Here is an 18546-nt window from a genome sequence, read left to right as displayed (position 1 = left end):
GAAGGGGAGGCGAGGCGGGGCGCGCGTGGCACGCCGGGGCGTGGCGATGCGGGTGCGTCAGGCGTCGGTCACCCACGCGCCGAACCACTCGCTCGGGCTGGCGATTTCGTCCTGCGCGGCGACGAGTTCGAGCTCGTAGCGGCGTGCGTCGTAGGTCGCCTTCACGACCGCGTGCACGGCCGCGAGCGTGTGCTCGAACGCGGCGCGCACCGAGTCGCCGCGCAGCCGGCGCGCGACGAAAATGGCGCTGGTGAGGTCGCCGACGCCGACCGGGTGGCGCGGAAATGCGTACAGCGGGCGCTGGCCGATCCACGCTTCGGTTTCGGTGACGGCGAGCATGTTGAAACGGTCGGCCGGACTGTTGCGGTCGTGCAGGTGCTTGACGAGGATGATCTTCGGGCCGCGGCGGATCAGCGCGCGGCACGCTTCGACGGCTTCGGCGACGGTCTCGATGCGCCGCCCGGCGAGCTTCTGTAGCTCGGTGTGGTTCGGCGCCATGCCGTCGGCGAGCGCCGGCATTTCCTGGACGATGAATTCCTCGACCCCGGGTTCGGGCCGGATGCCGCCCGTCTGGCCCATCGCCGGATCGCAGAAGTACCACGCGTTCGGGTTCATCGCCTTCACCGCGCGCACGATCTCGACCGTCGCGCGCGCTTGCGGCGGCGAGCCGACGAAGCCGGACAGCACCGCGTCGCAGCGCTTGAGCGCGCCGATCGCGGCGACGCCGTCGACGAGCTGCTCCATCTTCGCGGCATCGATCGCGCTGCCGGCCCAATGGCCGTACTGCATGTGATTCGACAACTGGACGGTGTTGAGCGGCCAGACGTTGACGCCGAGGCGCTGCATCGGGAACACGGCCGCACTGTTGCCGGCGTGTCCGTAGATGACGTGCGACTGAATGCTGAGGACGTTTTTCATGGGAGCTCGCCTGCAGGCGTTTCAGGGTCACGTCACACGATACCCGAGTTCGTCGCGCGCGCGGAAGTCGTGCGGCCATCGAGTGTTGCGCGCCGTCGTCAGCCCGACCGCGTAGAATCGCGGGGCGTGAAGCCGCCCGGCTGACCGCGTGCATTTCCCATTACCGTGAGCGCCATGTTTTCGATTTGCAACATGTTTTCCCTCGCGCGCGCCGCCGTGCTCGGCGCGGGCATCGCCGCCGCATGCGCGACCTCGGTCGCGGCTGCCGTCCCGGCGCCCGCCGGCAACGACGGGCCGGCGTATGGCCCGCGGCTGGAAGGCTTCGCCTATCCGGAGCCGGTGCACCGCTATGCGTTCGTGTCGCAGCGCGAAACCCTCGAGATGATGTACATGGACGTGCAGCCGGCTCACCCGAACGGCCGCACCGTCGTGCTGCTGCACGGGAAGAACTTCTGCGCGGCGACCTGGGAAGATACGATCGGCGTGCTGAGCCGCGCCGGCTATCGCGTGATCGCACCGGACCAGATCGGCTTCTGCAAGTCGTCGAAACCCGAGCGCTACCAGTACAGCTTCCAGCAGCTCGCACGCAACACGCATGCGCTGCTCGAGTCGATCGGCGTGAAATCGGCGACGATCGTCGGCCATTCGACGGGCGGGATGCTCGCGATGCGCTACGCGCTGATGTATCCGAAGGCGACCGACCAGCTCGCGCTGGTGAACCCGATCGGCCTCGAGGACTGGAAGGCACTCGGCGTGCCGCCGCTGTCGATCGACTACTGGTATGCACGCGAGCAGAAGACCAACGCCGACGGGATTCGCCGCTACGAACAGGCGACGTACTACGCGGGCAAGTGGGCGCCGTCGTACGAGCGCTGGGTGCAGATGCTCGCCGGCATGTATCGCGGCCCGGGGCGCGACGCGGTCGCGTGGAATTCCGCGCTGATCTACGACATGATCCTCACGCAGCCGGTGGTCTACGAACTCGGCGCGATCCGCGTGCCGACGCTGCTGCTGATCGGCGACAAGGACACGACCGCGATCGGCAAGGACGTGGCGCCGCCCGACGTGCACGCGAAGCTCGGCCGTTACCCGGAACTCGCGAAGCGCACGCAGGCGGCGATCCCCGGCGCACAGCTGGTCGAATTCCCGGCGCTCGGGCACGCGCCGCAGATCCAGGATCCGGACGCGTTCCACAAGGCGCTGCTCGACGGGATGGAGGCCGTGCACCCGCAGTGACGCAAGGCGGGCATGCCTGCCGGCGCGGGTGGCTGCGCTCGTCCTGTCAGCGGACTTCGTTCGCGAGCTCGTCGCGGATCTGCGCGGCCAGTTCGAACGAGCGCACCCGCGCGGCGTGATCGTAGATCTGCGCGGTGATGATCAGCTCGTCCGCGCCGGTCTGCGCGATCCGGTCGCGCAGCTTGTCGCGCACCGTGTCGCGCGAGCCGACGGCCGCGAACGACAGCGCATGCGCGACGTTCGCGAGTTCGAATTCGCTCGCCTCGAGCGCGTCGACGGGCGGCGGCAGCTTGCCGGGCGTGCCGCGGCGCAGGTTGATGAACTGCTGCTGCAGCGACGTGAACAGGTGCCGCGCGTCGTCGTCGGTATCGGCCGCGAACACGTTGACGCCAACCATCGCATGCGGCTTCGGCCACGCGGCCGACGGCCGATACTGCGCGCGATAGAGCTCGAGCGCGCGCATCAGGTAGTCCGGTGCGAAGTGCGACGCGAACGCGAACGGCAGCCCGAGCATCGCGGCGAGCTGCGCGCTGAAGAGGCTCGAACCCAGCAGCCACACGGGCACGTCGAGCCCCGCACCGGGCACCGCGCGCACGCGCTGGCCGGGCACGGGTTCCGCGAAGTAGCGCTGCAGCTCGGCGACGTCGTCCGGAAACGAGTCGGCGCTGCCGATCAGGTCGCGGCGCAGCGCGCGCGACGTGGTCTGGTCGGTGCCCGGTGCGCGGCCGAGCCCGAGATCGATGCGCCCCGGATACAGCGACGCGAGCGTGCCGAACTGCTCGGCGATCACGAGCGGCGCATGGTTCGGCAGCATGATCCCGCCCGACCCGACGCGGATCGTCTTCGTGGCACCCGCGACATGGCCGATCACGACTGCGGTCGCCGCGCTCGCGATGCCGGGCATGTTGTGATGCTCGGCGAGCCAGTAGCGCCGGTAACCGAGGCGCTCCGCGTGTTGCGCGAGATCGACGGTGTTGCGGAACGCTTGTGCGGCATCGGCGCCGTCGGGAATGGGGGCGAGATCGAGTACGGAAAACGGAATCATCGGGTGGCCTTCGAAAGGGAGGGGCGCGGTGATGCGCATGCGCAACAAATGCCGACGATTTTGCCAAAGGGTTCCGGAACGCGCTGGCGACGCACGGATACCCATGCGCCTTTCAGGGGTGTAAGGCCGACCCCGGGAATCGTTGCAAAAATCGTTCTAATCGCCGAATAATTACCGATCTTTACCGAGATTGGGCGTGTCTTCGCATCGACACACAAATTTGCACGAAACGTTTGATTTTAAAGACTGCAATACGCCTGCAAAGCGCTTACGCTAACGTGAACGTGGTTGCACCAGAATGGTTCACCGGCCGCACAGCTTTGCCGAAATCGCATCAGTCCGTTTCGCGAGGTGCCCAAGCGCGGGCTGGCGGGGGCTGCTAAAATCCGGCGCCTGTCCATGTTGTGCCGATGGTGGCCATTCGAGTCTTCCCGCATCCCGTTCGGGCATCGCGCGAAGCTATGCCGGACGAAGCCGGGTATGGCCGCTTTCGGGGAATGGGCCGTGCCTCCCCATTACACAGACGCTGCTGGAACAAGGAGTCGGGTCGTGCCCGCGTTCGTTGCTGTCAGAATACTCAATCACGTTCAACCAGGTTCGCTCGATCGGCGTGACGCCCGGGTCGCCGGGGGGCGTCGCGCATGACGCCTACCGCTACGCTGCTCGATTGGCTCCTGATCGTGTTTACGCTGGCCGCGGCCGGCTATGCGCTCGTCGCGGCATTCGCGCCGCGCCCGCGCACGCCGCGCACCGCCGCACGCGACGGCTTCGAGCCCGTCAGCGTGCTCAAGCCGCTGTGCGGCGCGGAGCCGCACCTGTATGAGAACCTCGCGACGTTCTGCGAACAGCGCCATCCGCGCCACGAAGTGCTGTTCGGGGTCGCGTCGGCGGCCGATCCGGCCGTCGCCGTGGTCGAGCGGCTGCGTGCCGACTATCCGGAATGCGACATCACGCTCGTGATCGACGCGCGCGTGCACGGCAAGAACCTGAAGGTCAGCAACCTGATCAATCTCGCCGAACGCGCGAAGTACGGCCGCATCGTGATCGCGGACAGCGACATCGCGGTGAAGCCGGACTATCTGGAGCGCGTGACGGCGCCGCTCGCCGACGCGTCGGTCGGTGTCGTCACGTGCCTGTATCATGCGCGCAGCGTCGGCGGGTTCTGGACGCGGATCGGCGCACAATTCGTCGACGCCTGGTTCGCGCCGTCGGTGCGGATCACGCACCTCGGCCGCTCGAGCCGTTTCGGCTTCGGTGCGACGCTCGCGCTGACGCGCGATACGCTTGACCGGATCGGCGGTTTTCTGGCGCTGAAAGACGAGCTGGCCGACGATTTCTGGCTCGCCGAGCTGCCGCGCCGCCTCGGGCGGCGCACCGTGCTGTCCGAGGTCGAGGTCGCGACCGACGTGATCGAGCCGTCGTTCGGGCCGCTCTGGCACCGCGAGACGCGCTGGCTGCGCACGATCCGGTCGCTGAACCCGGCCGGCTTCGCGTTTCTGTTCATCACGTTTACCGCGCCTTGGCTGGCAATCGGCGCGGTGCTTGCGCTGCGTCTCGACGGCACCTTCGCCGGCACGCTGGCGGGGGGGGCGGCAGCCGTGGGCGCGTTCGGGCGGCTCGTGCTGCACGCACGCGGCGAGGACGGCTGGCGGGCGTTCTGGCGCGATCTGCCGCTCGTCGCGGTGCGCGACACGCTGCTCGCGCTCGAATGGCTCGCGGCCGCGTTCGGCACGCACGTCGTGTGGCGCGGCGCACGGATGACGGTCGTCGGCGGCGAACGCGCGGCGGCGGCGGTGGAAGGCGGGGACGGCCGCTGAGGCACGCCCCGGGGGAACCGGCCATGCGCCCGGTCCCGATCGAATTCGGCCCGAGGGCCGAGACGCGCCGCGCGGCAACGCCGCGCGACGCGACATGACAGAGAGGCGGGCGCCGGCAGGGCGGCCCGCGGTTTATTGACTGAATCGTTGAAACGAATCGAACTATGCAGGTTACCGGAGCATTCATGAAAACGCTGTTCTTGCAGGCCCCTTCGTATGACGGCTTCGACGGCGGAGCCGGCTCGCGCTATCAGGCGAAGCGCGAAATCCGTTCCTTCTGGTACCCGACCTGGCTCGCGCAGCCGGCCGCGCTCGTGCCGGGCAGCCGCGTCGTCGACGCGCCGGCCGACGGCCTGTCGGTCGAAGAGACGCTGAAGATCGCCAACGACTACGATCTCGTGATCATCCACACGAGCACGCCGTCGTTCCCGACCGACGCGATGTTCGCGCAGGATCTGAAGAAGATGAAGCCGTCGCTGCTGGTCGGCATGGTCGGCGCGAAGGTGATGGTCGATCCGCACAACTCGCTCACGGCGAGCGAGGCAATCGACTTCGTGTGCCGCGAGGAATTCGACTACACCTGCAAGGAAATCGCCGAAGGCAAGCCGTTCCCCGAGATCAAGGGCTTGAGCTGGCGCGCGAAGGACGGCTCGATCGAGCACAACGAAGCGCGTCCGATCCTCGAGAACATGGACGAACTGCCGTTCGTCGCGCCCGTCTACAAGCGCGACCTGAAGATCGACAACTACTTCATCGGCTACCTGAACTATCCGTACGTATCGATCTACACGGGCCGCGGCTGCAAGTCGCGCTGCACCTTCTGCCTGTGGCCGCAGACGGTCAGCGGCCATCGCTACCGCACGCGCTCGGTCGAGAACGTGCTCGCGGAAGCGAAGTGGATCCGCGACAACATGCCGGAAGTGAAGGAACTGATGTTCGACGACGACACCTTCACCGACGACCTGCCGCGCGCCGAAGCCATCGCCATCGGCCTGGGCAAGCTCGGCATGACGTGGTCGTGCAACGCGAAGGCGAACGTGCCGTACAAGTCGCTCAAGGTCATGAAGGAAAACGGCCTGCGCCTGCTGCTGGTCGGCTTCGAATCCGGCGACGACCAGATCCTCGTGAACATCAAGAAGGGCGTGCGCACCGATTTCGCACGCCGCTTCAGCGCGGACTGCAAGAAGCTCGGCATCAAGATCCACGGCACCTTCATCCTCGGCCTGCCGGGCGAGACGCAGGACACCATCAAGAAGACGATCGAGTACGCGAAGGAAATCAATCCGCACACGATCCAGGTGTCGCTCGCCGCGCCGTATCCGGGCACGACGCTCTACAAGCAGGCCGTCGAGAACGGCTGGATGGAAGAGAACAAGACCATCAACCTGGTGAGCAAGGAAGGCGTGCAGCTCGCGGCGATCGGCTATGCGCACCTGTCGCGCGACGAGATCTATCACCACCTCGAGCAGTTCTATCGCCAGTTCTACTTCCGGCCGTCGAAGATCTGGGAGATCGTGCGCGAGATGCTGACGAGCTGGGACATGATGAAGCGCCGTCTGCGCGAAGGCGTCGAATTCTTCCGCTTCCTGCGCGCGCACGAGGCCTGATTCGTGACGACGCAGCGGGCGGCGCGGGCGCTGATCTTTACCGCGGACGACTTCGGGTTGCACCCGCGCGTCAACGCGGCGGTCGAGCGCGCGCATCGCGACGGCGTGCTGAACGCCGCGAGCCTGATGGTCGGTGCGCCCGCGGCGCAGGATGCGATCGAACGCGCGCGGCGGCTGCCGTCGCTCGCGGTCGGCCTGCATCTGGTCCTCGCGGACGGGCCGGCCACGTTGCCCGCGCATGACATACCGGCACTCGTCGGACCCGACGGGCGGTTCGGCGATGCGATGGCGAAGGACGGCTGTCGCTTCTTCTTCCTGCCGCACGTGCGCGCGCAGCTGCGCCGCGAGATCCGCGCGCAGTTCGACGCATTCGCGGCGAGCGGCCTGCCGCTCGACCACGTGAACGCGCACAAGCATTTCCACCTGCATCCGACCGTGCTGTCGATGATCATCGAGATCGGTCGCGACTACGGGTTGCGCGCGGTGCGGCTGCCGTACGAAACCAGTGCGCCCGCGCTGCTCAAGCCGTGGATCGCGCTCGTGCGCGCGCGGCTCGATCGCGCGGGGCTCGCGCACAACGACTACGTGGTCGGGATCGAGCATACGGGCGCGATGGACGAGGCCGTGCTGCTCGATGCGCTCGCGACCTTGCCGCCCGGTGTCGGCGAAATCTACTGTCATCCGGCCGAGGCCGGCGACGGCCCGATCACGCCGACGATGGCCGCTTACCGGCCGGTCGACGAACTGGACGCGCTGCTGTCGCCGCGCGTCGCCGCCGCGCTGAAGGCGGCCGGCGTCGCGACCGGCGGTTTTGCGGACGTGTTCGGTCAGCGCGCGGCCCCGCGCGGCACGCGCACGTCGCGCGAACCGGGGGCGCAGCCGTCATGACCAAGTGGATCAAATGGCTCGGCTGGCCGATCGGCATCGGGATCCTGCTCGCGCTGGGGCTGCACGAAGGCGTCGGCGACGTGTCGCAGATGCTCGAGCGCGCCGGTTTCGCGCTGCTGTGGCTCGTACCGTTTCACGCGCTGCCGCTGCTGCTCGACGCGTACGCGTGGCATCAGCTGCTCGACCGGCGCGCGTCGCTGCCGTTCCTGTGGTGGATCGCGACCGTGCGCGAAGCGGTGAACCGGCTGCTGCCCGTGGTCGGGATCGGCGGCGAGCTGGTCGGGATCCGGATGGCGCGCTGGCAGGTGCCGGACGCGAGCCGCGTGACCGCGTCGGTGATCGTCGAGGTGCTGGTGACGATCGTCGTCCAGTATGCGTTCGCGGCGCTGGGCCTCGTGCTGCTGCTCGCGACCACGCACGACATGGGCGGCGGCACGATCGGCCTCGCGTTGCTGCTGACGCTGCCGTTGCCGGTGCTCGGGGTCGTGCTGATGCGGCGCGGCGGGATCTTCCATGCCATCGAACGTTTCGCGGGGCGTCTGCTCGGCGATTCGCACCGGTTGCTGCAGGGTGTCGACGGTCGCCGCCTCGATGGCGACATCGACGCACTGATGTCGCGCACGGCCCTGCTGTTCAGCGCTTTCTTCTGGCAGTTGTCCGGCTATGTGCTCGGCGCGCTCGAAATTTACTGGGCGCTCGAATTGCTCGGTCACCCGGTGTCGATCGGCGGCGCGATCGCGATCGAAGCGATGACGCAGGCCGTGCGGCATGCGGCGTTCATGGTGCCGGGCGGCCTCGGCGTGCAGGAGGCGACCGTCGTGCTGCTCGCGCAGATGTTCGGCGTCGATCGCGAGACGGCGCTGTCGCTCGCGCTGGTCAAGCGCGGCCGCGAGGTGCTGTTCGGTTGCCTGGCGCTCGGTTCGTGGCAACTTGCCGAACTCGTGCGCACGCGGCGCCGGATCAAGGCGGCGCCGGCCGTGTCGCGCGCGCCGCAGCCGGCGCGCCGCGAGGCCGAGGCGCAAACCGAAACGACGCATTGAACACGAGACGGGCCACGCGCCCGTCTCGCGCTTTTGGCGTGCCGCGGGTATCCTTGCCGCGTGTTTTCTCGATGCGTATTTCTACCGATGAATTTCCGTTTCCGGCTGCTTCCCGTGACGATGCTGGCTGCCGCGCTGGCGCTGACCGGCTGCGACGACAAGCAAGGCAATCTCGACGTGCAACGTATCAGGGACTTTTTCAACGCGATCAAGCCGGCGCCGCTGCTGCTCAAGGGGCTGAAGGTCGGTGAGTCGACCGAGGCCGACGTGCGCGGCACGATGGGCAAGCCCGAGACCGAGCGCGAATTCACCGACGGCTCGAAGCGTCTCGAATACCCGCGCGGCCCGATGGGCAACCAGACCTGGTTCGTCGATCTCGACGCGAGCGGGCGCTATACGGGCGCGACGCAGGTGCTGACCGCCGAGAACTTCGCGAAGGTGCGCCCCGGGATGACCGAGGACGAGGTGCGGCGCCTGCTCGGCAAGCCGGGCGACATCGCGCAGTACCCGCTGAAGCCCGAGACGGTATGGAGCTGGCGCTGGCTCGAAGACGGCGTCAACACCGACGCGTTCTTCAATGTTCATTTCGGCCCGGACGGGCTTGTCTACACAACTTCGCGCTCGGACATCCTGAAGGGGCGGTGAGCCCGCCTCCGGCGCTATATCGAAAAAGCGACCGGAAAATTGCAAAAAGCCCGCTTCCCTGCGTGTCATCCGACTGTCAGGAAGCGGCTTTTTTCCTTTTGAAACAGTGACGTAGGTCGCTGTTGCAAATGGTGGAACGATTTGCTGCGACGCAGCAAACCCGTGCAAGGTGATTTGAGACAATCAATTTCGCTTGCGACTATCCGCGTCAGCCCGGCGTGGGACAGGTATTCGCGCCGGTGTCCATATCAACACTGGAGACGCGCGTGTTCCTTTACGGCTTTGGTCCTGTCCTCTGGGCCGGCACCGTGCAGACCATCGAGCTGTCGGTGCTGTCGCTCGCCGCTGCGGTGGCGCTGGGGCTGATCGGCGCGGTGGCGAAGCTGTCGCACAACCGGGTGCTGCGAGCGATCGCGACCGGTTATACGACGCTGATTCGCTCGGTGCCCGATCTCGTCCTGATGCTGCTGTTGTTTTACAGCATTCAGATCTGGCTGAACCAGTTCACCGACCTCGTCGGCTGGGACCAGATCGACATCGATCCGTTCGTTGCCGGCGTGCTGACGCTCGGCTTCATCTACGGCGCGTACTTCACCGAGACGTTCCGCGGTGCGTTCCTGTCGGTGCCGCGCGGCCAGCTCGAGGCCGGCGCGGCCTACGGGATGAGCGGGGTGCGCGTGTTCGTGCGGATCATGTTTCCGCAGATGATGCGCTTCGCGCTGCCGGGCATCGGCAACAACTGGCAGGTGCTCGTGAAGGCGACCGCGCTGGTGTCGATCATCGGTCTCGCGGATGTCGTGAAGGCCGCGCAGGACGCCGGCAAGAGCACGTTCAACATGTTCTTCTTCATCCTCGTTGCGGCGCTGATCTACCTCGCGATCACGACCGTTTCCAACCTCGTGCTGATCCAGCTCGAGAAGCGTTATTCCATGGGCGTGCGGCACGCAGAACTATGATCGAGATCCTCCAGGAATTCGGCCAGGCGTTCCTTTACTGGGACGGCCAGCGCCTCTCCGGCCTTGCGGTGACGCTGTGGCTGCTCGTTGCGTCGATCTCGCTCGGCTTCGTGTGCGCGGTGCCGCTCGCGGTCGCGCGCGTATCGAAGAAGAAGTGGGTGTCGATGCCGGTGCGGTTCTACACGTACGTGTTCCGCGGCACGCCGCTCTACGTGCAGTTGCTGCTGATGTACACGGGCATGTACAGCCTCGAGTTCGTGCGTTCGCACTCGCTGCTCGACGCGTTTTTCCGTAGCGGCTTCAACTGCGCGATTCTCGCGTTTGCGCTGAACACCTGCGCGTACACGACCGAGATCTTCGCGGGGGCCATTCGTGCGATTCCGCACGGCGAGGTCGAGGCCGCGCGTGCGTACGGGATGTCGCCGTTCACGATGTATCGCCGCGTGATCCTGCCGTCGGCGCTGCGCCGCGCGCTGCCGCTGTACAGCAACGAGGTGATCTTGATGCTGCACGCGACCACCGTGGCGTTCACGGCAACCGTGCCCGACATCCTGAAAGTTGCGCGTGACGCCAATTCGGCAACCTACATGGCGTTCCAGTCGTTCGGGATCGCCGCGCTGATCTATCTTGCGGTATCGTTCGCACTCGTCGCGGCATTTCGCCGGGCGGAGCGCCACTGGCTCGCGTATCTCGCGGCCGGCCGTCATTGATTTCACTTCGAGGAGAGCCAGTTGGCCGAGATCACTCAAACGAGCGCGTCCGCTTCCGTCAAGCTTGCCGCGGTCGACATTCACAAGCGCTATGGCGATAACGAGGTGCTCAAGGGCGTGTCGCTGAACGCGAAGGCCGGCGACGTCATCAGCATCATCGGCGCGAGCGGGTCGGGCAAGAGCACGTTCCTGCGCTGCATCAATTTTCTCGAGCGGCCGAATGCGGGGCAGATCGTCGTCGACGGCGAGGCCGTGCGGACGAAGGCCGACCGCGCCGGTGCGCTTGAAGTCGCCGATCACAAGCAGTTGCAGCGTATTCGCACGAAGCTTGCGATGGTGTTCCAGCACTTCAATCTGTGGGCGCACATGAACGTGCTCGAGAACGTGATGGAAGCGCCGGTGCACGTGCTCGGCATTTCGAAGAAGGACGCCGAGGAGCGTGCGCGCGAGTACCTGGAGAAGGTCGGTTTGCCGCCGCGCGTCGAGAAGCAGTATCCGTCGCATCTGTCGGGCGGCCAGCAGCAGCGTGTTGCGATTGCGCGTGCGCTCGCGATGCATCCGGACGTGATGCTGTTCGACGAGCCGACCTCGGCGCTTGATCCGGAACTTGTCGGTGAAGTGCTGAAGGTGATGCAGAAGCTGGCCGAGGAAGGCCGCACGATGATCGTCGTCACGCACGAGATGGGTTTTGCCCGCAACGTGTCGAACCACGTGATGTTCCTGCATCAGGGGCGGACCGAGGAAGAGGGCGATCCGAAGGAGGTGCTGGTGCGTCCGCAGAGCGAGCGTCTGAAGCAGTTCCTGTCGGGCAGTCTCAAGTAACGCGAAGGGCGGGTTTCGAACGTGGTACCGGTGTCTCGTCCCGCAGGCGCCACCCGCACGACGCAGGTGGCGATCGTTGCATTGCCGCCCGTGTCGATGTCGGGTGTGGGTCCGATCGTCGATGCGTTGAATCTCGCGAACGAGATCGACGGGCGGTTGCTGTATCGCTGGCAGGTGTGTTCGTGGGACGGGCGGCCGGTGCCGCTCGCCGGCGGGGCGCAGTGGCATGCCGATGCGGCGTTCAACGATGCGATCGCGTGCGACTGGCTGATCGTCGTGTCGGAACGGTTTCAGCAGTTCGCCGATTATCGGTTGTTTCTCGCGAGTCTCGCGCGGGTCGGGCAGCGGACGCCGGTCGTGACCGGGATTCACCACGGCGTGTGGTGGCTCGCGATGGCCGGGCAGCTTTCCGGGTATCGGGTGAGCGTGAACTGGGAGACGTATCAGCAGTTCGCCGAGCAGTTCGAGCGGTCGATCGTCACGCAGCAGATCTTCGAGATCGATCGCGATCGGGCGACCTGTGCCGGTGGGCAGGCCACTGTCGATTTCATGCTGGCCATGATTGGCCGGGAACATGGGGCGGATCTGGGTGAGCGCATTGCCGATGCGCTTGGGGCCGGCACGCTGCGCAGCGGCGAGGAGCGGCAGCGGATTCCTTTTGTGACCGCGCCCGGTGAGCGGCATCCACGGCTGAATGATGCGTTGCTGCTCATGGAGGCCAATGTCGAGGATCCGCTTACTACCGATGAAATCGCCGGGTTGGTCGGCGTTTCGCGCCGACAGCTCGAGCGGCTCTTTCGGCAGTATCTCGGGGCGATGCCCTCCAAGTATTACCTCAATCTTCGGTTGCTCAAGGCTCGCACGCAGTTGCAGCGGACCAGCAAGTCGGTGGTTCAGGTCAGTCTTGCTTGCGGGTTCTCTTCTGCTGCGCATTTTTCTAACGCTTATCGCGAGCGGTTTGGCGTTACACCTCGGGAAGATCGGCGAGCCTGGCTCGAGAAGCAGACGGGCGGTGGCAGCGAGCCTCGCGGGGGCGCGCTTGTTGAGCGCGGTGCCAAGGATTGAGTCTGTTTTTGGTGGTGCGCCTGTGTTTTTCGTGACGCACCTGTGATCTTGTCGGTCTATTCGCGTCGCCCCTGCGCGGGGCAGCGGTCACTTTTCTTTGTCTTGCCAAAGAAAAGTAACCAAAAGAAAGGCGCTCGGAAAACGCAAGACTTCCCGGTGCCGTGGCCCACGGAGTGGCCCTCGCCTAAGTGTCCGCGCCAGGAGCGAACCCGGAGTGGTTCGAGCAATGGTTCTGACACCTCTCACCACTCAACGGACCGGTATACCGCCCGCTAGCTCCGTCCTCGCTTCGCTCGGCCGACAGGTCCACTTATTTCCCGTCTGAATGTAGTCGGTCGATTGGTTTCCGCAATCGTGCCGGATCGCATACGAATCCAATGAATCGAAATCGCTTTACGTGACCACCCGTACTGATTTGGGGAACTGATCGTTGGTTGTTTTGGAATCGGGCACGGGCGCAAGAATTGCGACTGAAGTACCTTGCGGCCGAGCGTAGCGAGGATGGAGCTGGCGGGCGGTATACCGCTCTGCCGGGTGGTGCGGCGCGTCAGAACCATTGCTCGAACCACTCCGGGTTCGTTCCTGGCGCGGACACTTAGGCGAGGGCCACATCGTGGGCTACGGCACCGGAAAGTCTTGCGTTTTCCGAGCGCCTTTCTTTTGGTTACTTTTCTTTGGCAAGACAAAGAAAAGTGACCGCCGCCCCGCGCAGGGGCGACGCGAATAGACCGACAAGATCACAGGTGCTTCACGAAAAACACAGGCGCACCACCAAAACCCCCAACCCCCGCGAAAAAATACCGCCACCACACGAAGCCCCCCCCCGCCGGGAAGGCAAAATAAGGCGATCTATCCGCTTCCGATAGAACCCGTCGCAAATCCGCAAGACGCTTGCGTCGCCCTTACCTAAACTTGATCCTGTTGAACCCTCTTACGAAACCGAAAGGAACGACCATGACGACCTCGACCGTGACCCGCCAGACATTCGACGAAGTGATGGTGCCGGTATTTTCCCCCGCGCCGTTCGTGCCGGACCGTGCAGAGGGCTCCCGCGTGTGGGACACGGCCGGCCGCGAGTACGTGGATTTCGCCTGCGGCATCGCGGTGACGTCGCTGGGCCACGGCCACCCGGAACTGCTGAAAGTCCTGGACGAACAAAGCCGCAAGCTCTGGCACATCGGCAACGGCTACACGAACGAGCCGGTGCTGCGCCTCGCGAAGCGCCTCGAATCGCTGACCTTCGCCGATCGCGCGTTCTTCGCGAACTCGGGCGCGGAAGCGAACGAAGCCGCACTGAAGCTCGCGCGCCGCGTCGCATTCGATCGCCACGGCGCCGATAAAACCGAAATCATCTCGTTCGTCCAGTCGTTCCACGGCCGCACGTTCTTCACGGTCAGCGTCGGCGGCCAGCCGAAGTACTCGGAAGGCTTCGGCCCGGTGCCGGCCGGCATCAAGCACCTGCCGTTCAACGACATCGAAGCCGCCAAGGCCGCGATCGGCCCGCAAACCTGTGCGGTGATCGTCGAGCCGGTGCAGGGCGAAGGCGGCGTGATCCCGGCCGATCCGGCCTTCCTGAAGGCACTGCGCGAAGCGTGCGATGCCAACGACGCAGTGCTGATCTTCGACGAAGTGCAAACGGGCGTCGGCCGCACGGGCCAGTTCTACGCATACATGGACACGGGCGTCACGCCGGACATCCTCACGACCGCGAAGGCACTCGGCAACGGCTTCCCGATCGGCGCGATGCTGACGACGAACGAACTGGCCGCCCACTTCAAGGTCGGCGTGCACGGCACGACGTACGGCGGCAACCCGCTCGCATCGGCGATCGCGGACAAGGTCGTCGAACTGATCGGCGACCCGGCACTGCTCGAAGGCGTGCGCGAACGCAGCGTGCGCCTGAAGGGCGCGCTCGAACGCATCAACGCACGCTTCGGCATCTTCAAGGACATCCGCGGCAAGGGCCTGCTGGTCGGCGCGGAACTCACCGCCGCATTCGACGGCCGCGCGAAGGACTTCGTCACCGCCGCCGCCGAGAACGGCCTGATCATGCTGATCGCCGGCCCGAACGTGCTGCGCTTCGTCCCGTCGCTCGTGATCCCGTTTGACCTGCTCGACGAAGGCGTGAAGCGCTTCGAGAAGGCGGTCGAGCAGGTGCTCGCGGCCCAGGAAGCCACCGCGCGCTGATCGGCGCGCCCATCGCAGACAGGAACGACGATGCTATTTGTTCGCCCCGGCAAACTCACGGATCTCGATGCGCTCGCGCACATGGCGCGCACCGCGCAGCCGGTCCTGCACTCGCTGCCGCACGATCGCGCGGCGCTCGAAGCGCGCGTGGCGCTCTCCGAGGATTCGTTTCGCGCGGACGTCGACTTCGCCGGCGAGGAGTTCTACCTCTTCGTGCTCGAGGATTCGTCGACCGGCAAGCTGCTCGGCACGGCGAGCATCGTGGCCGCGGCCGGCTACTCGGAACCGTTCTACGCGTTCCGCAACGACGCACTGATCCACGCGTCGCGCGAGCTGCACGTGAACCGCAAGATCCATGCACTCACGATGTCGCACGAGCTGACCGGCAAGAGCCGGCTGGCCGGCTTCTACGTCGATCCGTCGCTGCGCGGCGACGCGGCCGCGCACTTGATCTCGCGGGCGCGGATGATGTACATCGCCGCGAACCGCCGCCGCTTCACGCCGGAAGTGTTCACGCTGCTGCTCGGCGTGAGCGACAACACGGGGGCATCGCCGTTCTGGGAAGCAGTGGGCCGCAAGTTCTTCGGCCGCAACTTCACCGACGTCGACATCGCGTCGGGTGGCCGCAGCCGCACGTTCATCGCGGAAGTGATGCCGGCCTATCCGCTGTACGTGCCGCTGCTGCCGGAAGCCGCGCAGCGCGTGCTCGGCGAGCCGAACGAAACGGCGCTGCTCGCGTACGACATCCATCTCGAGGAAGGCTTCGAGCCGGACCGCTTCGTCGACATCTTCGACGCGGGCCCGGTGCTGACCGCGCAGGTCGACCGCACCGCGTGCGTGAAGCACGGCGCGGAGCGCACCGTGCGCGAAGCCGCGCGTCAGCAGGGCGATGTCGCGTACATGGTGTCGACCGGCAGCGGCGAATCGTTCCGCTGCGTGCTGGCCGACCTGCCGGGTGACACGGCCGACGCGCGGGGCGCCGATGCGCCGCTGGCCGGCGACGTGCGCGCGGCGCTCGATGTGAAGGATGGCGATGTCGTGCGCTGCGTGCCGCTGCACCGCCGCGACGATGAAGATATGAAGGGAGACGCAGCATGATCGTCGTTCGGGTCGTACAAACGGGCGACGTCGACGCGCTCGTGTCGCTCGCGAAGGAAACCGGGCCGGGCCTGACCACGTTCAAGCCCGACCGCGACGCGCTCGCCGCGCGCATCGAACGCACGCGCCGCACGCTCGAGGGCGAGGCCGCAGCGGGCGAAGCCGGCTACTTCTTCGTGATGGAAGAATCGACGACGGGCGACATCGCGGGCGTGTGCGGGATCGAGACCCAGGTCGGCCTCGAACAGCCGTTCTACAACTATCGCGTGAGCACGGTCGTGCACGCGAGCCAGGAACTCGGCGTGTGGACGCGGATGTCCGCACTGAACATCTCGCACGACCTGACGGGCTACGCGGAAGTGTGCTCGCTGTTCCTGAGCCCGCGCTATCGCACGGGCGGCGTCGGCGGCCTGCTGTCGCGCTCGCGCTTCATGTTCATCGCGCAGTTCCGCGAGCGCTTCCCGGAACGCATCTGCGCGGAACTGCGCGGCCACTTCGACGAGGACGGCACGTCGCCGTTCTGGCGTGCAGTCGGTTCGCACTTCTACCAGATCGATTTCAATGCGGCGGACTACCTGAGCTCGCACGGCCGCAAGTCGTTCCTCGCGGAACTGATGCCGCGCTATCCGGTGTACGTCGACCTGCTGCCGCAGGACGCGCAGGACGCGGTCGGCCTCACGCACCGCGATACGCTGCCGGCCCGCAAGATGCTCGAGGCGGAAGGGCTGCGCTACCAGAACCACGTCGACATCTTCGACGCGGGCCCGGTGCTCGAATGCCACGTCAACGACCTGCGCACGGTGCGCGAAAGCGTTGTCGTGCCGGTCACGATCGGCGTGCCGGACGTGCGGGAAGACGCGCAGAAGTCGCTGGTGTCGAACACGTCGCTGGGCGATTTCCGCGTCGGCGTCGCGCCGGGCGTGGTCGCGAACGGCGCGTTCGTGCTGTCGGCCGACGATGCCGCCGCGCTCGACGTGAAGGCCGGCGATCCGGTCCGCGTGCTGCCGCTCAAAGTCAAACAGGGATAAACGAATCATGACGGAACTCTTCATCGACGGCACCTGGGTTGCAGGCTCGGGCCCCGTGTTCGCCTCGCGCAACCCCGGCACCGACGAGATCGCCTGGCAGGGCGACAGCGCGTCGGCGGCCGACGTCGACCGCGCGGTCGCGAGCGCGCGCCGTGCGTTTGCCGGCTGGTCGGCGCTCGACTTCGAAGCGCGCTGCGCGATCGTCAAGCGTTTCGCGGCGCTGCTCACCGAGCGCAAGGAAGCGATCGCGACGGCAATCGGCCGCGAGACGGGCAAGCCGCTGTGGGAAGCGCGCACCGAAGTCGCATCGATGGCCGCGAAGGTCGGGATCTCGATCCAGGCCTACCAGGAACGCACCGGCGAGAAGCGCCAGGACATGGCCGACGGCGTCGCGGTGCTGCGCCATCGCCCGCACGGTGTCGTCGCGGTGTTCGGTCCGTACAACTTCCCCGGCCACTTGCCGAATGGTCATATCGTGCCGGCGCTGATCGCGGGCAACACCGTCGTGTTCAAGCCGTCCGAACTCGCACCGGGCGTCGCGCGCGCGACGGTCGAGGTGTGGCAGGAAGCCGGGCTGCCGGCCGGCGTGCTGAACCTGGTGCAGGGCGAGAAGGACACCGGCATCGCGCTCGCGAATCATCGGCAGATCGACGGGCTGTTCTTCACGGGCAGCTCGGATACCGGCACGCTGCTGCACAAGCAGTTCGGCGGCCGTCCGGAAATCGTGCTCGCGCTCGAGATGGGCGGCAACAACCCGCTCGTGATCGGCGAAGTCGAGGACCTCGACGCGGCCGTGCACCACACGATCCAGTCGGCGTTCCTGTCGGCCGGCCAGCGCTGCACGTGCGCACGCCGCATCTTCGTGCCGCAGGGCGCGTTCGGCGACCGCTTCCTCGCACGCTTCGCCGACGTTACGTCGAAGATCACGGCCGACGTGTTCGACGCCGATCCGCAGCCGTTCATGGGTGCGGTGATCTCGGCACGCGCGGCCGCGAAGCTGGTCGACGCGCAGTCGCGCCTGATCGAGCAGGGCGCGAAGCCGATCATCGCGATGACGCAGCGCGATCCGCGCCTGGGCTTCGTGAATGCGTCGATCATCGACGTGACCGGCGTGGCCGACCTGCCCGACGAAGAGCACTTCGGCCCGCTCGCGCAGATCGTCCGCTACGCGACGTTCGACGAAGCGATCGAGCGCGCGAACGACACGGCATTCGGCCTGTCCGCCGGGCTGCTCGCCGACGATGAGCACGCATGGACGCACTTCCGCCGCACGATTCGCGCCGGGATCGTCAACTGGAACCGGCCGACCAACGGCGCATCGTCGGCCGCGCCGTTCGGCGGCGCAGGCCGGTCGGGCAACCATCGACCGAGCGCGTACTACGCGGCCGACTATTGCGCGTATCCGATGGCGTCGGTGGAAAGCACGCAACTGACCTTGCCCGCGAGCCTGTCGCCGGGCCTGCATTTCTGATCGAGGGAACGAC

General features: G+C 66.4%; 16 protein-coding genes. 14 read left to right on the top strand and 2 right to left on the bottom strand.

What is annotated here, in order from left to right:
* Window positions 1-57 precede the first annotated feature (57 nt).
* Entirely contained in the window at window positions 58-918 is an 861-nt protein-coding gene (pdxY, locus tag GEM_RS11670) for a pyridoxal kinase PdxY (protein WP_014897613.1), read from the bottom strand.
* A 174-nt stretch (window positions 919-1092) separates the two neighbouring features.
* On the opposite strand from pdxY, the gene GEM_RS11665 reads away from it, so the two are divergent.
* Entirely contained in the window at window positions 1093-2154 is a 1062-nt protein-coding gene (locus GEM_RS11665) for an alpha/beta fold hydrolase (protein WP_014897612.1), read from the top strand.
* A gap of 46 nt (window positions 2155-2200) precedes the next feature.
* Here GEM_RS11665 and GEM_RS11660 read toward each other — a convergent pair whose 3' ends face one another.
* The gene (locus tag GEM_RS11660) at window positions 2201-3199 is read right to left on the bottom strand and encodes an LLM class flavin-dependent oxidoreductase (protein ID WP_041490678.1); all 999 of its coding nucleotides are present in this window, start codon (window positions 3197-3199) and stop codon (window positions 2201-2203) included.
* Window positions 3200-3840: 641 nt separating this feature from the next.
* Between GEM_RS11660 and hpnI the strand changes: the two genes are divergently transcribed.
* From hpnI to astD, 13 genes are all read left to right on the top strand, one after another.
* On the top strand, window positions 3841-5016 hold the full coding sequence (hpnI, locus tag GEM_RS11655; protein WP_014897610.1) for a bacteriohopanetetrol glucosamine biosynthesis glycosyltransferase HpnI: 1176 nt from the start codon (window positions 3841-3843) through the stop codon (window positions 5014-5016).
* A 164-nt stretch (window positions 5017-5180) separates the two neighbouring features.
* Window positions 5181-6623 carry a hopanoid biosynthesis associated radical SAM protein HpnJ gene (hpnJ, locus tag GEM_RS11650; RefSeq protein ID WP_334311216.1) on the top strand — a complete coding sequence of 481 codons (1443 nt, stop codon included), beginning with the start codon at window positions 5181-5183 and terminating at the stop codon, window positions 6621-6623.
* Between the two features lie 3 nt (window positions 6624-6626).
* Window positions 6627-7511, top strand: coding sequence for a hopanoid biosynthesis-associated protein HpnK (hpnK, locus tag GEM_RS11645; RefSeq protein ID WP_014897608.1), 885 nt, complete (start codon window positions 6627-6629; stop codon window positions 7509-7511).
* Window positions 7508-8551, top strand: a complete 1044-nt coding sequence (locus GEM_RS11640; RefSeq protein ID WP_014897607.1) for an HpnL family protein — start codon at window positions 7508-7510, stop codon at window positions 8549-8551. Before hpnK ends, GEM_RS11640 begins: the two co-directional genes overlap by 4 nt.
* Window positions 8552-8638: 87 nt before the next feature.
* Window positions 8639-9196, top strand: a complete 558-nt coding sequence (locus tag GEM_RS11635; protein ID WP_014897606.1) for a hypothetical protein — start codon at window positions 8639-8641, stop codon at window positions 9194-9196.
* Between the two features lie 266 nt (window positions 9197-9462).
* Complete coding sequence (locus tag GEM_RS11630; protein ID WP_014897605.1) at window positions 9463-10152, top strand: ABC transporter permease; 690 nt, start codon at window positions 9463-9465, stop codon at window positions 10150-10152.
* The gene (locus GEM_RS11625; protein WP_014897604.1) at window positions 10149-10862 is read left to right on the top strand and encodes an ABC transporter permease; all 714 of its coding nucleotides are present in this window, start codon (window positions 10149-10151) and stop codon (window positions 10860-10862) included. The genes GEM_RS11630 and GEM_RS11625 overlap by 4 nt, the downstream gene beginning before the upstream one ends.
* Before the next feature lie 21 nt (window positions 10863-10883).
* Window positions 10884-11684: an ABC transporter ATP-binding protein gene (locus GEM_RS11620; RefSeq protein WP_014897603.1), complete on the top strand. Its 801-nt coding sequence runs from the start codon at window positions 10884-10886 to the stop codon at window positions 11682-11684.
* A gap of 21 nt (window positions 11685-11705) precedes the next feature.
* The gene (locus GEM_RS11615) at window positions 11706-12749 is read left to right on the top strand and encodes a GlxA family transcriptional regulator (RefSeq protein ID WP_014897602.1); all 1044 of its coding nucleotides are present in this window, start codon (window positions 11706-11708) and stop codon (window positions 12747-12749) included.
* A gap of 954 nt (window positions 12750-13703) precedes the next feature.
* Complete coding sequence (locus GEM_RS11610; protein ID WP_014897601.1) at window positions 13704-14936, top strand: aspartate aminotransferase family protein; 1233 nt, start codon at window positions 13704-13706, stop codon at window positions 14934-14936.
* A gap of 30 nt (window positions 14937-14966) precedes the next feature.
* On the top strand, window positions 14967-16034 hold the full coding sequence (gene aruF / locus GEM_RS11605) for an arginine/ornithine succinyltransferase subunit alpha (protein WP_014897600.1): 1068 nt from the start codon (window positions 14967-14969) through the stop codon (window positions 16032-16034).
* Window positions 16031-17062, top strand: a complete 1032-nt coding sequence (astA, locus tag GEM_RS11600) for an arginine N-succinyltransferase (RefSeq protein WP_014897599.1) — start codon at window positions 16031-16033, stop codon at window positions 17060-17062. Before aruF ends, astA begins: the two co-directional genes overlap by 4 nt.
* Before the next feature lie 7 nt (window positions 17063-17069).
* Window positions 17070-18533, top strand: a complete 1464-nt coding sequence (gene astD, locus GEM_RS11595) for a succinylglutamate-semialdehyde dehydrogenase (RefSeq protein WP_014897598.1) — start codon at window positions 17070-17072, stop codon at window positions 18531-18533.
* Window positions 18534-18546: the final 13 nt, after the last annotated feature.

It is taken from the genome of Burkholderia cepacia GG4, from assembly GCF_000292915.1.
GTDB lineage: Bacteria > Pseudomonadota > Gammaproteobacteria > Burkholderiales > Burkholderiaceae > Burkholderia > Burkholderia cepacia_D.
This window is presented reverse-complemented; position numbering and strand designations above follow the sequence as displayed.

Excerpts from the sequence above, each read along its gene's own strand:
- pdxY (WP_014897613.1), bottom strand. The coding sequence starts at position 918 with ATGAAAAACGTCCTCAGCATTCAGTCGCACGTCATCTACGGACACGCC.
- GEM_RS11665 (WP_014897612.1), top strand. The coding sequence starts at position 1,093 with ATGTTTTCGATTTGCAACATGTTTTCCCTCGCGCGCGCCGCCGTGCTC.
- GEM_RS11660 (WP_041490678.1), bottom strand. The coding sequence starts at position 3,199 with ATGATTCCGTTTTCCGTACTCGATCTCGCCCCCATTCCCGACGGCGCC.
- hpnI (WP_014897610.1), top strand. The coding sequence starts at position 3,841 with ATGACGCCTACCGCTACGCTGCTCGATTGGCTCCTGATCGTGTTTACG.
- hpnJ (WP_334311216.1), top strand. The coding sequence starts at position 5,181 with ATGCAGGTTACCGGAGCATTCATGAAAACGCTGTTCTTGCAGGCCCCT.
- GEM_RS11640 (WP_014897607.1), top strand. The coding sequence starts at position 7,508 with ATGACCAAGTGGATCAAATGGCTCGGCTGGCCGATCGGCATCGGGATC.
- GEM_RS11635 (WP_014897606.1), top strand. The coding sequence starts at position 8,639 with ATGAATTTCCGTTTCCGGCTGCTTCCCGTGACGATGCTGGCTGCCGCG.
- GEM_RS11625 (WP_014897604.1), top strand. The coding sequence starts at position 10,149 with ATGATCGAGATCCTCCAGGAATTCGGCCAGGCGTTCCTTTACTGGGAC.
- GEM_RS11610 (WP_014897601.1), top strand. The coding sequence starts at position 13,704 with ATGACGACCTCGACCGTGACCCGCCAGACATTCGACGAAGTGATGGTG.
- aruF (WP_014897600.1), top strand. The coding sequence starts at position 14,967 with ATGCTATTTGTTCGCCCCGGCAAACTCACGGATCTCGATGCGCTCGCG.
- astA (WP_014897599.1), top strand. The coding sequence starts at position 16,031 with ATGATCGTCGTTCGGGTCGTACAAACGGGCGACGTCGACGCGCTCGTG.
- astD (WP_014897598.1), top strand. The coding sequence starts at position 17,070 with ATGACGGAACTCTTCATCGACGGCACCTGGGTTGCAGGCTCGGGCCCC.